Annotated in this window: 13 protein-coding genes; 4 read left to right on the top strand and 9 right to left on the bottom strand. The window is 73.7% G+C overall.

All coding sequences use genetic code 11. The features are described 5' to 3' along the window. Positions 1 to 22 precede the first annotated feature (22 nt). Positions 23 to 673 (bottom strand): hypothetical protein, encoded by a 651-nt coding sequence (locus ACFWPI_RS29920; protein ID WP_380374815.1) that lies wholly within the window; start codon positions 671 to 673, stop codon positions 23 to 25. A gap of 102 nt (positions 674 to 775) precedes the next feature. Here ACFWPI_RS29920 and ACFWPI_RS29915 point away from each other — a divergent pair, with 102 nt between their 5' ends. After that, positions 776 to 1510 (top strand): TetR/AcrR family transcriptional regulator, encoded by a 735-nt coding sequence (locus tag ACFWPI_RS29915; RefSeq protein WP_380374814.1) that lies wholly within the window; start codon positions 776 to 778, stop codon positions 1508 to 1510. Here ACFWPI_RS29915 and ACFWPI_RS29910 read toward each other — a convergent pair. Continuing rightward, positions 1407 to 2237, bottom strand: a complete 831-nt coding sequence (locus ACFWPI_RS29910) for a hypothetical protein (RefSeq protein WP_380374812.1) — start codon at positions 2235 to 2237, stop codon at positions 1407 to 1409. The genes ACFWPI_RS29915 and ACFWPI_RS29910 overlap by 104 nt on opposite strands. A gap of 343 nt (positions 2238 to 2580) precedes the next feature. Here ACFWPI_RS29910 and ACFWPI_RS29905 point away from each other — a divergent pair, with 343 nt between their 5' ends. After that, positions 2581 to 5082 carry a helicase-associated domain-containing protein gene (locus tag ACFWPI_RS29905; protein WP_380374811.1) on the top strand — a complete coding sequence of 834 codons (2502 nt, stop codon included), beginning with the start codon at positions 2581 to 2583 and terminating at the stop codon, positions 5080 to 5082. A gap of 20 nt (positions 5083 to 5102) precedes the next feature. Here the strand turns inward: ACFWPI_RS29905 and ACFWPI_RS29900 are convergent, their stop codons facing one another. Next, positions 5103 to 5354, bottom strand: a complete 252-nt coding sequence (locus ACFWPI_RS29900) for a hypothetical protein (RefSeq protein ID WP_063348222.1) — start codon at positions 5352 to 5354, stop codon at positions 5103 to 5105. 213 nt (positions 5355 to 5567) lie between these two features. Here ACFWPI_RS29900 and ACFWPI_RS29895 point away from each other — a divergent pair, with 213 nt between their 5' ends. After that, positions 5568 to 7205 (top strand): DNA repair helicase XPB, encoded by a 1638-nt coding sequence (locus tag ACFWPI_RS29895; protein WP_380374810.1) that lies wholly within the window; start codon positions 5568 to 5570, stop codon positions 7203 to 7205. 285 nt (positions 7206 to 7490) lie between these two features. Continuing rightward, complete coding sequence (locus ACFWPI_RS29890) at positions 7491 to 9542, top strand: HelD family protein (protein WP_380374808.1); 2052 nt, start codon at positions 7491 to 7493, stop codon at positions 9540 to 9542. 57 nt (positions 9543 to 9599) lie between these two features. Here the strand turns inward: ACFWPI_RS29890 and ACFWPI_RS29885 are convergent, their stop codons facing one another. From ACFWPI_RS29885 to ACFWPI_RS29860, 6 genes are all read right to left on the bottom strand, one after another. Further along, the gene (locus ACFWPI_RS29885) at positions 9600 to 10286 is read right to left on the bottom strand and encodes a copper homeostasis protein CutC (protein WP_380374806.1); all 687 of its coding nucleotides are present in this window, start codon (positions 10284 to 10286) and stop codon (positions 9600 to 9602) included. A 57-nt stretch (positions 10287 to 10343) separates the two neighbouring features. After that, complete coding sequence (locus tag ACFWPI_RS29880) at positions 10344 to 11336, bottom strand: hypothetical protein (protein ID WP_380374804.1); 993 nt, start codon at positions 11334 to 11336, stop codon at positions 10344 to 10346. Further along, the gene (locus ACFWPI_RS29875; RefSeq protein WP_079135692.1) at positions 11333 to 11716 is read right to left on the bottom strand and encodes a PadR family transcriptional regulator; all 384 of its coding nucleotides are present in this window, start codon (positions 11714 to 11716) and stop codon (positions 11333 to 11335) included. The genes ACFWPI_RS29880 and ACFWPI_RS29875 overlap by 4 nt, the downstream gene beginning before the upstream one ends. 110 nt (positions 11717 to 11826) lie before the next feature. Beyond that, entirely contained in the window at positions 11827 to 12183 is a 357-nt protein-coding gene (locus tag ACFWPI_RS29870; RefSeq protein ID WP_063348227.1) for a hypothetical protein, read from the bottom strand. A gap of 95 nt (positions 12184 to 12278) precedes the next feature. Further along, entirely contained in the window at positions 12279 to 13901 is a 1623-nt protein-coding gene (gene groL / locus ACFWPI_RS29865; protein ID WP_063348228.1) for a chaperonin GroEL, read from the bottom strand. Positions 13902 to 14247: 346 nt separating this feature from the next. Then, positions 14248 to 14451: a cold-shock protein gene (locus ACFWPI_RS29860; protein WP_030289665.1), complete on the bottom strand. Its 204-nt coding sequence runs from the start codon at positions 14449 to 14451 to the stop codon at positions 14248 to 14250. Positions 14452 to 15039 lie beyond the last annotated feature (588 nt).

The following is a 15039-nucleotide window of genomic DNA, read 5'->3' as shown; positions in this document are numbered from 1 at the left end:
GGTCGGATCGCGGCGGCCCCGACTACCGTCGCGCCAGCCGGCCGCGGACCGCCCAGGCCGCCGCGCCGAGGGCGAAGCCGTAGACCGCCACCAGGCCGTGCCCGTTGTCCTGGGCGAGCCACATGGCGAGGCCCAGCACCGGGACGCCGACGGCCAGGGCTCGTTCCTTGGGCAGGCGGGTGCGGGCGAGGAAGGCGAGGGCCAGGGTCGCGCCGAGGAAGTAGGTGGCGCCGGAGCTGCCGGCGAAGTTGCGGGGGTCGGTGCTGGGGCCGTCGCCGAAGCCGAGCAGGTCGTCGATCCGGCCGGGCAGCAGGACGCCCGCGAGGAAGAAGGCGAGGGTGAGCGGGCCGCCCCAGTACCACTGGGCGAGCGCGGCGACGGCGGCGAGGGTGGCGAGGTTCCACAGGCCGCCGCCGAGGCCGCCGTTCTGCAGGAAGACCGAGGTGAACTCGCGCCACCAGCCGGACTTGGCGGGGTCGGCGTCGAGCGCGTCCATGGCGCCGGACCAGAGCAGCTGGAGCAGCACGCCGCCGACGGCGAGCGCGGTCAGGGCGACCGCCGCCCACGGGATCGGCCGCCCCCGCAGCGTGTCCCGGCCGACCACGCCGAGCCCGCAGTTGACCATCATGACCATCAGCGCGGCCGTGGTCACGTTGAACAGGATCGCCCCCATGACTGCCCCTCCCCCATTGCATTCCAACACTGTTCGAAAACCGGGCAGGGCAAAGCTAGCACAGCTTTCGAACGGTGTTGGAAAATGTTGTACGGTGGAGCGATGAAGCTCACCAAGGAGCGCATCGTCGATGCGGGCATGGCCGTCTTCGCGGAGGTCGGCTACCACAACCTGTCCATGCGCCAGGTCGCCGACCGCCTCGACGCCCACGCCGGCAGCCTCTACTACCACGTGCGCGGCAAGGACGAGTTGCTCACCCTGATGGCCGACCGCGTCTGCCGACAGGCCTACGACACCGGCACCGGAGCCCTCGCCGCCCTCCCCCCCGACGCCACCTGGCGGGACCGGGTCGAGGCCCAGGCCACCACCCTGCGCCGCAGCATCCGGCAACACCCCGGCGGCGCACTGCTCCTCGCCGAGAGCCCCGGCGTCCTCAGCTCCGGCGGCCTCTCCCTGATGGAACGCCTGCTGCGCACCCTCCTCGACGCCGGCCTGCCCACCGTCCACTGCGGCATCGCCGCCGACATCCTGCTCAGCCACGTCACCGGCTTCGTCCTCCAGGAACAGAACCAGCCACCGGCCCCACCACCCGTCAGCGCCGAGCTCTACGCCGACCTGTGCGCGCAGTTCCCGCTGATCATGGGCGAGTTGATCCCCCGGATCAGCCAGGACGAGAAGTTCACCCAGAGCATCCGACTGCTCTGCACCGGCTTCGCCGCCCTCGTCCCGGGCCTCAGCCCTGCTGCGGCGGGCGACGGCGCAGGCTCAGCAGCAGCAGCACCACCGCCGACAGCACCGCCGACAGGCGCAGCACGCCCGGGGCCGCCGACCAGCTGATCTGGCTGAACTGCGCACCGGCCTGCACGCCCGCGCCGCCCTGGGCGCCCGGCTTGGCCTGCATGGCGTGCAGGGTGGCCGCGCTCATCGTGATCAGCGGGATCCCGAGGATGACGAACTTGCGCATCAGATCGGAGAGTTGGCGGGACAGGTAGCCGAGGGCCCAGCCCACCAGCATGGCCGGGAAGAAGCTCATGGCGGCGCCGCCGATCAGCAGCCCGCAGGAGAGCAGGACCAGCAGGGACGGCCGCCGAGCCCCGACGCCCGCACCCGCACTTGCGCCCGCATCGGCACCGGCCTGGCCGGCGGGGGCGGCCGGCTGCGCCTTCGCCTTCCCCGCGGCGGCCGCCCTCCCCTTGGCCTTGCGCTGCTTCTTCCCCTTCCCCGAAGCCGCCGCAACCGCCGCAGCCGCCCCCGCCGCAGCTCCCGCCGGATCGGCAGCCTGCGCGCCCGCCGCACCCGCCCCGCCCCCGGCGCGCTGCTCGGGGATCGGCTTCGACGGAGCCTGCGGCGAGTCCGAGAAGTTGAGCAGCACCAGGTCCCAGCCGTTCGCGCCGGAGCTGTACACCTGGGGCGGCGGGATGGAGTCCGAATCGTCCTCGGGCCCGTCGAAACGCGACTTGTCCAGCTGTACGGGCGGCGCCCCGGCCTCCTGGGCGCGCGGCGTCCGGGGCGGATCCAGCGGCACCGACGGAGTCCCGCCGCCCGGCGCCGCCGTGTCGTACACGCTGTCCCCGTCGGAGGCACCGGACGGACCGGAGGCCCCGGACCCACCCGACGCCCCCGGACCGCCCGAACCGCCCTTGTCACCGGCAGCACCGGCCCCGGCAGACCCGCCGGAGGCCCCCGCCCCGCCCCCCGAACGGCCGCTCCACGGCCCGCTCCTGCGCCACCACTCGCCGTCCGTCATCACCGACACCCCGCCTCGCGCCCGAACCCCGGCCCACCGAACCACCCTCGGCCGTGACGCTACCCACCCCGCCCCCGCGCGCGCGAGTCCTGAGGGCCGGTCCACCACGGGCCGCCGCACGGACACCCCGCCGTCCGCCCGCCCGACTAACCTAGGTCGAATGACCACACAGCAGGGCCCTCAACGCCAGGGCAGGTCCGCCGCCGGCCCCCGCACCCTCGCCGAGGAGTTGCGCGCCCGCCCCGACGACGCGCTCGCCGCCCTGCTCCGCTCCCGCCCCGACCTGCTCAACCCCGTCCCCGGCGACCTCACCCAGCTGTCCGCCCGGCTCTCCTCCCGCGCCTCGGCGCTGCGCGCCCTGGAGCGCCTGGACCGCTTCACCCTGCAGGTCGCCGAGGTCCTGGCCACCGCCCCGGACGGCACCGGCCTGGCCACCGTCCGCACCCTGCTGACCGGCCCGGCCAAGGTCAAGCCGCACCCCGGCGCGACCCCGCTGACGCCCGCCGACCGGTCCGCCGTCGCCGCCGCCCTCCCCCGGGCCATCGCCACCCTGCGCGACCGGTCCCTGCTCTGGGGCCCGGACAACGGCCTGCGGCTGGTCCTCGCCGTCCGCGAGGCACTCGCCCCGACGGCCGCCAACCCCGGCCGCACCGGCCTCGGCCCGACCCTCTCCGACGCGACCGTCGGCATGTCCCCGGCCCGGCTGCAGCAGCTGCTCGCCTCCGCCGGACAGCCCGCCACCCCGGACCCGGTCACCGCCGTCGACGCGCTCGCCGCCCTGCTGAACGACCGCGCCCGCTGCGCGGCGCTGCTCGACACCGCCCCCGAGGCCGCGCTGCGGCTGCTGGAGCGGCTGGTCTGGGGGCCGCCGACCGGCACCGTCCCGGACGCCACCCGCCCGGTCACCGCCGAGGACGCGCAGAGCCCCGTCGAGTGGCTGCTCGCCCGCGGGCTGCTGCTGCCCAGCGGGCCGGGCAGCGTCGTCCTGCCGCGCGAACTGGCCCTGCACCTGCGCGGCGGCCGCACCCACCGCGCCGTCGAGCCGGTCCAGCCCGAGCCCGCCCCGGCCGCCGCCCCGCGCGATCCACAGGCTGTGGACGGCGCGGCGGCCGGCCAGGCCCACACCGCCGTCAAGACCGTCGAGGAACTCCTCGACACCTGGGGCCTCACCCCGCCGCCCACGCTGCGCGCCGGCGGCCTCGGCATCCGCGACCTCAAGCGCACCGCGCAGGCCCTGGAGACCACCGAGCAGCAGGCCGCCTTCTGGCTCGAACTCGCCTACGCCGCCGGGCTGCTGGCCCCCGACGGCGAGGCCGACGAGCGCTGGGCCCCGACCCCGGCCTACGACGGCTGGCTCCAGCGGGACACCGCCGAACGCTGGTCCGTCCTCGCCGCCGCCTGGCTCGCCGCCACCCGCGTCCCCGCCCTCACCGGCACTCCGGACGGCAAGGGCAAGCCGCGCGCCGCCCTCGGGCCCGAGCTCGACCGCACCCTCGCCCCGTCCGTCCGCCGCGCCACCCTCGCGCTGCTCGCCGAACTCCCGCCCGGCACCCCCGCCACCGCCGCCGAACTCCTGCCCACCCTGCGCTGGCAGCGCCCGCTGCGCGGCGGCCCGACCGGCCCGAACGGCCACGAGCTGCGCGACGACCTCACCGCCTGGACCCTCGCCGAGGCCGAACTCCTCGGCGTCACCGGCCGCGGCGCCCTCGCCGCCCCCGCCCGCGCCCTGCTCACCGCCGAATCCGACCCGGCCGAGGTGCTCGCCCCGCTGCTGCCGCAGCCGCTCGACCACGTGATCCTGCAACCGGACCTCACCGCGATCGCCCCCGGCCCGCTGCTCACCCCGCTCGCCCAGGCCCTCGCGCTGTGCGCCGACATCGAGTCCAAGGGCGGCGCCACCGTCTACCGCTTCACCCCGGTGTCCGTGCGCCGCGCCCTCGACGCCGGACGCACCGCCGCCGACCTGCGGGCCTTCCTGGAGCAGCACTCCCGGACGCCCGTCCCGCAGCCGCTCGGCTACCTGATCGACGACGTCGCCCGCCGGCACGGCATCCTGCGGGTCGGCGCCGCCTCCTCCTACCTGCGCTGCGACGACCCGTCGCTGCTGAACGAGGTCCTCGCCGACCGCCGCTCCGCCGACCTGCGGCTGCGGCTGCTCGCCCCCACCGTCCTCGCCGCCCAGGCCGCCCCGGACGTCCTGCTCGCCGCCCTGCGCACGATGGGCTACGCCCCGGCCGCCGAGTCCGCCGAGGGCGACGTGCTGATCACCCGCCAGGACAGCCACCGCACCCCGCCCCGCACCGCCCCCGCGCCCGTCCCGGACGGCCCGCCGACCCCCGACGACACCCTGCTCGCCGCCGCCATCAAGGCCATCCGGGCCGGCGACCGCGCCGCCACCGTCAACCGCCGTGACTCCACCCCCGACCCGCGCCAGCTGCCCCGCACCGCCGCCGCCGAGACCCTCGCGGCCCTGCAGACCGCCGTCCTGCTCGGCGAACGGATGTGGATCGGCTACCTCAACGCCGAGGGCATCGCCAGCCAGCGGATCATCGACCCGGTCAAGGTCGAAGGCGGCTTCGTCACCGCCTTCGACCACCACGCCGACGAGCTCCGCACCTTCGCCCTGCACCGGATCACCGGCGTCGCGGAGCTCGACGAGTAACCCCGGCGGCAGGGCCGGGCTCAGTGCCCCTGCGACTCCTTCATCTTCTCCTTGACGGCCTTGTCCGCCAGGCTGCCGATCTCCCCCTGCCCGACCGGCAGCGAGCCGCCGCCGACCTGGTCGGCGATCAGGAATCCGGGCGCGGCGAGCAGCCCGCCGGGCCCCTCCCCGATCCCCGCGAGGGCGTGCGCGGAGCCGACGGACGAGGCGGTGGCCGCGAAGGCCGTGCCCATCAGGGCGAGAGCGGTGAGAACGCGCTTCGACTTCTTCATGCCCGGCTCAACGAGCGATGCGCACCGTGGTCACCCGGAGCCGTCGCCCGGGGCGCGGGTACCGGCGCGGTCGCGGTCGCGGGCGCGGTCACCCGTACGAATGGAAGAAGCCCGATCACGTTTGGAAGGGGCCCGCTCACGTTCGCCGCGCAATGCGCGACACTGGAGGGTCTGCGTCAATCCAGCCTGTCAGCCAGTGGAGGGCTTCCCCGCGTGAACGACGGACCGCTCATCGTCCAGAGCGACAAAACTCTTCTCCTGGAGATCGATCACCCCAAGGCCGCCGAGTGCCGCCGCGTCATCGCGCCGTTCGCCGAGTTGGAGCGCGCCCCCGAGCACGTGCACACGTACCGGGTGACGCCGCTCGGGCTGTGGAACGCGCGGGCGGCGGGGCACGACGCCGAGCAGGTGGTCGACGCCCTGGTGACGTACTCGCGCTACCCGGTGCCGCACGCACTGCTGGTGGACGTGGCGGACACCATGGGCCGCTACGGGCGGCTCCAGCTGCTCAAGCACCCGACGCACGGGCTGGTGCTCGCCACCACCGACCGGCCGGTGCTGGAGGAGGTGCTGCGCTCCAAGAAGATCGCCCCGCTGGTCGGCGCCCGGGTCGACCCGGACACGGTGGTGGTGCACCCCTCCGAGCGCGGCCAGATCAAGCAGGTGCTGCTCAAGCTCGGCTGGCCGGCCGAGGACTTCGCCGGGTACGTGGACGGCGAGGCGCACCCGATCGAGCTGGACGAGGACGGCTGGCGGCTGCGCCCGTACCAGGCACAGGCCGTCGAGGGCTTCTGGCACGGCGGCTCGGGCGTCGTGGTGCTGCCCTGCGGCGCCGGCAAGACGCTGGTCGGCGCGGCCGCGATGGCGCACGCCAAGTCGACGACGCTGATCCTGGTCACCAACACCGTCTCGGCCCGCCAGTGGAAGCACGAGCTGGTCAAGCGCACCTCGCTCACCGAGGAGGAGATCGGCGAGTACAGCGGGACGCGCAAGGAGATCCGCCCGGTCACCATCGCCACCTACCAGGTGATGACCACCAAGCGGAAGGGCGCCTACGCGCACCTGGAACTGTTCGACGCCCGCAACTGGGGCCTGGTGGTCTACGACGAGGTGCACCTGCTGCCCGCGCCGGTGTTCAAGTTCACCGCCGACCTCCAGGCCCGCCGCCGCCTGGGCCTGACCGCGACGCTGGTGCGCGAGGACGGCCGCGAGGGCGACGTGTTCAGCCTGATCGGGCCCAAGCGCTTCGACGCGCCGTGGAAGGAGATCGAGGCGCAGGGCTACATCGCGCCCGCCGACTGCTGCGAGGTGCGGGTCACCCTGACCGACTCGGAGCGCCTGTCCTACGCCACCGCCGAGCCCGAGGAGCGCTACCGCTTCTGCGCCACCACGGCGACCAAGCGGCGGGTGGTGGAGGCGCTGGTGAAGAAGCACGAGAAGGACCAGACGCTGGTCATCGGCCAGTACATCGACCAGCTGGACGAGCTCGGCGAGGTGCTGGACGCGCCCGTGATCAAGGGCGAGACCAGCAACGCCCAGCGCGAGAAGCTGTTCGAGGCGTTCCGCAACAAGGAGATCGGCGTCCTGGTGGTCTCCAAGGTCGCGAACTTCTCGATCGACCTGCCCGAGGCCACCGTGGCCATCCAGGTCTCCGGGACGTTCGGCTCCCGCCAGGAGGAGGCCCAGCGCCTGGGCCGCGTCCTGCGCCCGAAGGCGGACGGCCACTCGGCGCACTTCTACTCGGTGGTCGCCCGGGACACCGTGGACCAGGACTTCGCCGCCCACCGGCAGCGCTTCCTGGCCGAGCAGGGCTACGCGTACCGCATCATCGACGCGGACGACGTGCTGTAGGGCGTGCGGCAGGGCGTGCGGCGGTGCCCGGGGCGGTGCCGCCGTCGCGCACGTCCTGCGGCCCGTACGGGGGCCGGGACCTGCAGGCCCGGGACCTGCGGGGCTGGAACCCCGGGCCGCACGGGTCTAGGATCGTCCGTCTGCCCCCTCCCGAACCGTGGTACCTGCTGAAGTCGCGCAGGCAGCCGGGGGAGGCGCCGACCGCACGGCAACCGGTCGGCCGTACCCACCGTGAGCTCCATCGATCCGCTGCGCCCGGTTCCGGCGCAGCCGGGAAGGTTCGCTGTGCCCGCCACCCCCACCACCGACCCCCTCCAGCGCGAACGCGACCACCTGGCCGCGTCCCGGTCCGCGCTGCGAGCGATGCGCGAGGACGTCCAGTCGCTGGACCTGCGCGACGTGACCGGCACCTGGGTGTCCGCCGCCGTCCTCCAGAACCAGATCGAGGCCCGGATCGCCGCCCTCGCCGACCTCTCGCACACCCCGCTGTTCTTCGGCCGCCTGGACTACCTGCACGCGATCAGCGAGGAGCTGAGCGAAGGAGGAGGCGGCGAGAACTTCTACATCGGGCGCCGGCACGTCCACGACGCCGACGGCGACCCGATGGTGATCGACTGGCGCGCGCCGGTCTCCCAGCCGTTCTACCGGGCCACCCGCACCGAACCGCTGGACGTCGAACGCCGCCGCCGCTTCGGCTACACCGCCGGCGAGCTCACCGCCTACGAGGACGAGCACCTGAGCGACCCGGCGGAGGCGGACACCGCCTCCGCCCTGCTCGCCGCCGAGATCGAGAAGCCCCGCGTCGGCCCGATGCGCGACATCGTCGCCACCATCCAGCCCGAGCAGGACGAGATCGTCCGCTCCGACGTGACGGGCACCATCTGCGTCCAGGGCGCCCCCGGCACCGGGAAGACGGCCGTGGGCCTGCACCGCGTCGCGTACCTGCTGTACGCGCACCGCGAGCGCCTCGCCCGGACGGGCACGCTGGTGATCGGGCCGAACAACGCCTTCCTCTCCTACATCGAGCAGGTGCTCCCGGCCCTGGGCGAGCTGGACGTCGCCCAGGCGACCGTGCAGCAGCTGGTCGGGCACGTCGAGGTGCGCGGCGAGGACGACCCGCAGGCGGCCCGGCTGAAGGGCGACGCCCGGATGGCCGAGGTGCTGCGCCGGGCGGTGCGCGCGGGCATCGCGCTGCCCACCGAGCCCTGCGTGGTGGTCCGCGGCTCCCGCCGCTGGCGCGTCCAGGTGCACGAGCTCGCCGAGATCATCGAGGAGTTGAAGGGCCGCGAGGTGCGCTACGGCGCCGCCAGGGACGCCCTGCCGCAGCGGATCGCGCACACCGTGCTGCTGAAGATGGAACAGTCCGGCGAGGCCCCCGACGACCGGGTGCAGGACGCGGTGGCCCGCAACCCCGCGGTCAAGGCGGTGGCCAAGGAGTGCTGGCCGGCGGTCGACCCGGCGAAGCTGGTGCTGCGGCTGCTCTCCGATCCGGAGTTCCTGTCCGCCTGCGCGGAGGGCGTGCTGACCCCGGAGGAGCAGCAGGCGGTGCTGTGGCCCAAGCCGGGCCGCTCGGTGAAGACGGCCCGCTGGACGCAGGCCGACGCCGTCCTGGTCGACGAGGCGACGGACCTGGTGCAGCGCACCCCCTCGCTCGGGCACGTGGTGCTGGACGAGGCGCAGGACCTCTCCCCGATGCAGTACCGCGCGGTCGGCCGCCGCTGCACGACCGGCTCGGCGACCGTCCTCGGCGACCTCGCCCAGGGCACCACCCCGTGGGCGACGGCGAGCTGGCCGGACGCGCTGCGCCACCTGGGCAAGCCGGACGCCCACGTCGAGGAGCTGACCAAGGGCTTCCGGGTGCCGGAGGAGGTCATCGCGTACGCCTCCCGGCTGCTCCCGGCGATCGCCCCGGGCCTGGCCCCGGCGACCTCCGTGCGCGACGCCCCCGGCTCGCTGACGATCCGCCGCCTCCCGGACGGGGAGGCCGTGCCCGCCGTCCTGGCGGCCTGCCGCGAGGCGCTGGAGCACGAGGGCTCGACCGGGCTGATCGCCGCCGACGCCCGGATCCCGGCGCTCGCCGAGGCGCTGACCGCGGCCGGCCTGCCGTACCTGTCCCCCGGCGCCGAGACCAGCGCCGAGGCCCGGCTGACGCTCGTCCCGGCCTCGCTGGCCAAGGGCCTGGAGTACGACTACGTGGTGCTGGACGAGCCGGCCGCGGTGGTCGCGGGCGAGCCGGACGAGCGGACCGGCCTGCGGCGGCTGTACGTGGCGCTCACCCGTGCCGTCTCCGGCCTGACGGTGCTGCACGGCGAGCCGCTGCCCGCGCAGCTGCACTGAGGAACCGGGCAGCGGGGGCCGGCCCCACCGGGACCGGCCCCCGCCCGCCACGCGCGCTCAGGCGTCGATCAGCGCCCGCCACTCGGCGGCCTTGGCCGCGTCCACCGGCGTCCGCCAGCCGTCGACCCGCACCGCGCCGCCGACGTGGAAGCCGTCGAAGCCCTCGGCCCGCAGGCCCTTCAGGTGTTCGGCCCGCAGGCCGCCGCCGATCAGGATCCGCTGCCCGTACCCGGGCTCGCCCGCGCGGGCCAGGTCCGCCAGCAGCACCTCGTGCCCGGCGTCGACGCCGGCGGCCGCGCCCGAGGTGAGGAAGGTGTCCAGCCCGGGCAGCGCGCCGACGGCGGCCCGCAGGGCGGCCCGGTCGGCGCTGTGGTCGATCGCCCGGTGGAAGGTCCAGCGGCAGCCGGCCACCGCCTCGGCGACGGCGGCGGTGGCGGCCAGGTCGACGGCGCCGTCGGCGTGGAGGAAGCCGAAGACGAACTCCTCGGCGCCCTCGGCCCGCAACGCGGCGGCCCGGGCGGCCAGTTCGTCCAGGCCGCCGGGCGCGAAGCCGTCCTGGATCCGGAGCATGACGCGCAGCGGGATGTCGACGGCGGCCCGGATCCGGGCGAAGTCCTCGACGGACGGGGTGAGCCCGTCCGCGGCCATGTCGGTGACCAGTTCGAGCCGGTCGGCGCCGCCCGACTCGGCAGCCTGGGCGTCCTGGGGCGTCAGCGCGATGACTTCGAAAATTGGTCTAGACATATCAGTAGGTTGCCACATCCGGCCGGGCCCGGCGAGCACTTCGCCCCAGCCCCCGGGTCACGCCAGGCTGCGCCCCTTCCCGGAGCCCCCGCCGAACCGTCCGCCGAGCCCGTCGCCGGTCCCGATCCGGCGCACCGCCACCGCGGCCGCCACCAGGAGCAACAGCACCGGCGCCGCCATCGGCAGCACGTGCCAGAACCCGCGGCCCTCGCGCCAGATGTTGAACAGGCCCGCGAACATCGTCAGCGACAGCACCGCGACCCCGACGGCCGCCGGCAGCACCCGGCCGCGCAGCGCGGTGAAGGTCAGCAGCAGCGGCCCGATCAGCAGCACCGCGAACCACTGCATGTCCAGCGGGAAGGTCGAGTCGCCCCAGTGCTGGAGCGCCACCAGCAGCCCGCCCCCGAGGACCGAGGCCAGCGCCAGCCCGCCGGAACGCCAGGAGGCCCTGGGCAGCAACTCCGTCGGCGCCGCGGCCAGCAGCAGCGCCCCCAGCACGAACGGCATGGTGGCCACGCTGCTGTCCCCCACCCCCCAGAGGTCGAACTCCGGCGGCAGCACGACGGCCTGCGCCAGCACGAACAGCGCGGAGACGGCCTGGACCAGCGAGATGACCCGCACCGCCGTCCAGCGCCCCGTCACGACGGCCACCGCGAGCAGCAGCGCGATCACCGGCGGCGCGATGGTCAGGGCGTACGTGAGGTACGAGTCGTCCCAGGTCAGCCGATGGGCGGCCCGCTCCGCATCGCTCACCCACGGCACCAGGGCCGCACCGGCCAGCGCCCCGGCGACCATCGGCGCGGCCAGCGCGAGCACCCGCCCGGCCAGCGAGGAGCCGGTCAGCCCGAGCCGCACCCGCAGTCCGTACGCGGCCAGGTCCAACGCCTCGCGGGCGACGGCCGAGCGGCCGGCCTCCGCCGTGGTGTCGGCGAACACCGCGGCCAGCTCCTCGCCGCGCTCCCGGCGGTAGCGCGGCGGGTAGAACTGCAGCGCCGCCCGCAGCGCGGTCGAAGGCGCCCCCATCGTCGGTGTGGTCATGGGTGTGGTCATGCGAAGAACCCCCTCATCATCGACTTCCCCTCCGGCTCCGGCTTTCCCTGCAGCGCCGACAGGACGTTCGCGAGACGGCGCTCCGCCTCGGTGGCGACGGCCCGCAGCCGCTCCGCCTCGGAGGCCAGCGCCTCCCGGCCGACGCTGGTCAGCGCGTAGCTGCGCCGCGCCCGCCCGTCCACGACCTCCTCCGCGGCGACCTCGATCAGCCCCTGCTGGAGCAGCCGGTCGAGGGCGCCGTACAGGGTGCCGGTGCGCATCTTGACCCGGCCCTCGGAGATCGCGGCGATCTCCTGGATGAGGGCGTAGCCGTGTCTCGGGGCGTCCGCCAGGGCGGTGAGCAGCAGCAGCGTCGGCTCCTGCATCGAGCGTTCAGTCATACGACTACATATATCGTCAACCTACCTATAGGTCCAGTACTCCCGCCGCCCGGTCCACCACGCGGACCACGAGCCGGCTGGGAGCGGACCAGGAGCGGGCCAGGAGCTGGCTAGGAGAGCTCCCCCACCGGCGCGACCACCGCACCCTGCTTGCCGCACACCCAGTGCGGCTCCGGCCCCAGCTCCGGCTCCACGCCGAGCGCGTGCGGGTCCCCGTCGGCGGCGCAGGCGGTGCACAGCGGCCAGCGCCCGTACGCCTCCAGCAGCGCGTCCTGGACGTCCTGGGCGACCAGTCCGAGCACGTACTCGGTGCCGTCCGGCCACTGCTCCAGCCACCAGCGGCGGTGCGTCACGGCCTGCTCCACCAGGGAGACGACGGCGGCGTCCGCCACGTCCCGCGCGGTGAGGTCGGCCAGGATCAGCGCCCGCGCGTTGTGCAGCGCGGTCTCGATGTCGTCGGAAGCCATCTGTCCATTCTCCGGTAGAACGCCGTGTGGGCGGCCCCCCGAAGGGGACCGCCCACACGATCAGGAACCAACTGATCCGATCGGTGCGATCAGGATCAGAAGTCCATGTCACCGCCCGGCATGCCGCCGCCGGCGGCCGCAGCGGCCTTCTCCGGCTTGTCGGCGATGACGGCCTCGGTGGTGAGGAACAGCGCCGCGATGGAGGCGGCGTTCTGCAGCGCGGAGCGGGTCACCTTGGCCGGGTCGATGATGCCCTCGGCGATCAGGTCGACGTAGGTGTTGGTGGCCGCGTTCAGGCCGTGACCGGCGGGGAGGTTGCGCACCTTCTCCACCACGACGCCACCCTCCAGGCCGGCGTTGGTCGCGATCTGCTTGATCGGGGCCTCCAGCGCGACCTTGACGATGTTGGCACCGGTGGCCTCGTCGCCCTCCAGCTCCAGCTTGTCGAAGGCGACCGAGGCCTGCAGCAGCGCGACGCCACCACCGGCGACGATGCCCTCCTCGACGGCGGCCTTCGCGTTGCGGACGGCGTCCTCGATGCGGTGCTTGCGCTCCTTGAGCTCCACCTCGGTGGCCGCGCCGGCCTTGATGACGGCCACGCCGCCGGCCAGCTTGGCGAGGCGCTCCTGGAGCTTCTCGCGGTCGTAGTCCGAGTCGCTGTTCTCGATCTCGGCGCGGATCTGGTTCACGCGGCCGGCGACCTGCTCGCTGTCACCGCCACCGTCGACGATGGTGGTCTCGTCCTTGGTGATGACCACCTTGCGGGCGGTGCCCAGCAGGTCGATGCCGGCGTTCTCCAGCTTGAGGCCGACCTCCTCGGAGATCACGGTGCCACCGGTGAGGATGGCGATGTCGCCGAGCATGGCCTTGCGGCGGTCGCCGAAGCCCGGGGCCTTGACGGCGACGGACTTGAAGGTGCCGCGGATCTTGTTCACGACCAGGGTCGACAGGGCCTCGCCCTCGACGTCCTCGGCGATGATGACGAGCGGCTTGCCGCTCTGCATGACCTTCTCCAGCAGCGGCAGCAGGTCCTTGACCGAGCCGATCTTGGAGTTGGCGATGAGGATGTACGGGTCCTCGAACGTCGCCTCCATGCGCTCCAGGTCGGTCGCGAAGTAGGCGGAGATGTAGCCCTTGTCGAAGCGCATGCCCTCGGTGAGCTCAAGCTCCAGACCGAAGGTGTTGCTCTCCTCGACGGTGATGACGCCTTCCTTGCCGACCTTGTCCATGGCCTCGGCGATGAGCTCGCCGATCTGGGTGTCGGCGGCCGAGATGGAGGCGGTGGAGGCGATCTGCTCCTTGGTCTCCACGTCCTTGGCCTGGGCCAGCAGCTGGTCGGAGACGGCGGCGACGGCCTTCTCGATGCCGCGCTTCAGGGCCATCGGGTTGGCGCCGGCGGCGACGTTGCGCAGACCCTCGCGAACCAGGGCCTGGGCGAGCACGGTGGCGGTGGTGGTGCCGTCACCCGCGACGTCGTCGGTCTTCTTGGCGACCTCCTTGACGAGCTCCGCGCCGATCTTCTCGTAGGGGTCCTCGAGCTCGATCTCCTTGGCGATGGAGACACCGTCGTTGGTGATCGTGGGGGCGCCCCACTTCTTCTCCAGCACGACGTTGCGACCCTTGGGGCCGAGCGTGACCTTCACTGCGTCGGCGAGCTGGTTCATGCCACGCTCAAGGCCGCGGCGAGCTTCCTCATCAAAGGCGATGATCTTGGCCATCAGAAGTGGTCCTCCGGGACACGGTCGACTGCTCGGACCAAGGGGTGCCCGCGACGGACGGCCCTGGTGTGCGGGGGTCCTTTCCCCTACCGCTCCCGGGGGCCTCACCGACCCGGTCCGCTGTCACTCTCACGCTGTGAGTGCTAACGCCAATGATTAGCACTCCGGGTGGTCGAGTGCAAGCCCAATCGCGATCCCGCGAGCCGTCCGGGGCGCTCCCGCCGACCCGCGCAACTCCCCGCCGGGGAACGCCGACGGGCCCGCACGACGCGTGTCGTACGGGCCCGTCGAGAAGCGAGTGGTCACCAGCCGTGGGCCGCGCCGAGCTCCTGGGGTCGGAAGGGGGTCACACCGCGGCGCGGACCATGTCCGCCTGCGGGCCCTTCTGTCCCTGGGAGATCTCGAACTCGACCCGCTGGCCCTCCTCGAGGGTGCGGTAGCCGTCCATCTGGATCGCGCTGTAGTGGACGAAGACGTCCGCACCACCGTCGACCGCGATGAAGCCGTAGCCCTTCTCCGCGTTGAACCACTTGACGGTGCCCTGAGCCATTCCGAACTCCCCTAGTGCTGTGCTGGCCCTTCACGCGCCCGCAGGTCGCGGGCCCGGGTCTGGTTTGAAGGCCGGCCCGGGGAACCCCCCCTGGGCGCAGCCGTGCACGCCGCAGTCCTCCGCCGGGGGTGCCTGACGGCGCCCTGTGAGCGGGTGATTACGTCGACCGCGGCTGAATGTATCCGGATCGACGCCCTCTGCAACAGGGTCAGCTGCGGGGAATTCCGGCACCGCGCCAAGGGGCAGGACGGGCGAAAGCGGGAGGAATTCGGCATTTCACGCCGGACATAGCGGACGGATTACTACAAATCCCCGCGGGAATTCTGACATCTGCCTGACATGTTTCACGGCCCAGGCACCCGACCGGTCTCAGCGGCCGGACGACCGTCCGGCGATTCGCGGGTGAGGATGAGGGGAAGCCCTGTTCCCAACCGAGCCACACTCTACTCCGACTTGACCCCGCCATATTCCCGCCGAAATGCGGCCGGGCGGGCGTGAGGACGGAGAAAAGAAAAACCTCCGCCCCGGCGGCCGGTGGGCAGAACCGCGCCGGGGGGGGGGCCGGGGCGGGGGGCCGCGGAGCAGCCG

This window comes from Kitasatospora sp. NPDC058492 (assembly GCF_042720685.1).
GTDB lineage: Bacteria > Actinomycetota > Actinomycetes > Streptomycetales > Streptomycetaceae > Kitasatospora.
This window is presented reverse-complemented; position numbering and strand designations above follow the sequence as displayed.

What these genes read in the sequence shown, in the direction of transcription:
- ACFWPI_RS29920 (WP_380374815.1), bottom strand. Translation starts at nt 673, where the DNA reads ATGGGGGCGATCCTGTTCAACGTGACCACGGCCGCGCTGATGGTCATG.
- ACFWPI_RS29915 (WP_380374814.1), top strand. Translation starts at nt 776, where the DNA reads ATGAAGCTCACCAAGGAGCGCATCGTCGATGCGGGCATGGCCGTCTTC.
- ACFWPI_RS29905 (WP_380374811.1), top strand. Translation starts at nt 2,581, where the DNA reads ATGACCACACAGCAGGGCCCTCAACGCCAGGGCAGGTCCGCCGCCGGC.
- ACFWPI_RS29900 (WP_063348222.1), bottom strand. Translation starts at nt 5,354, where the DNA reads ATGAAGAAGTCGAAGCGCGTTCTCACCGCTCTCGCCCTGATGGGCACG.
- ACFWPI_RS29885 (WP_380374806.1), bottom strand. Translation starts at nt 10,286, where the DNA reads ATGTCTAGACCAATTTTCGAAGTCATCGCGCTGACGCCCCAGGACGCC.
- ACFWPI_RS29880 (WP_380374804.1), bottom strand. Translation starts at nt 11,336, where the DNA reads ATGACCACACCCATGACCACACCGACGATGGGGGCGCCTTCGACCGCG.
- ACFWPI_RS29875 (WP_079135692.1), bottom strand. Translation starts at nt 11,716, where the DNA reads ATGACTGAACGCTCGATGCAGGAGCCGACGCTGCTGCTGCTCACCGCC.
- ACFWPI_RS29870 (WP_063348227.1), bottom strand. Translation starts at nt 12,183, where the DNA reads ATGGCTTCCGACGACATCGAGACCGCGCTGCACAACGCGCGGGCGCTG.
- groL (WP_063348228.1), bottom strand. Translation starts at nt 13,901, where the DNA reads ATGGCCAAGATCATCGCCTTTGATGAGGAAGCTCGCCGCGGCCTTGAG.
- ACFWPI_RS29860 (WP_030289665.1), bottom strand. Translation starts at nt 14,451, where the DNA reads ATGGCTCAGGGCACCGTCAAGTGGTTCAACGCGGAGAAGGGCTACGGC.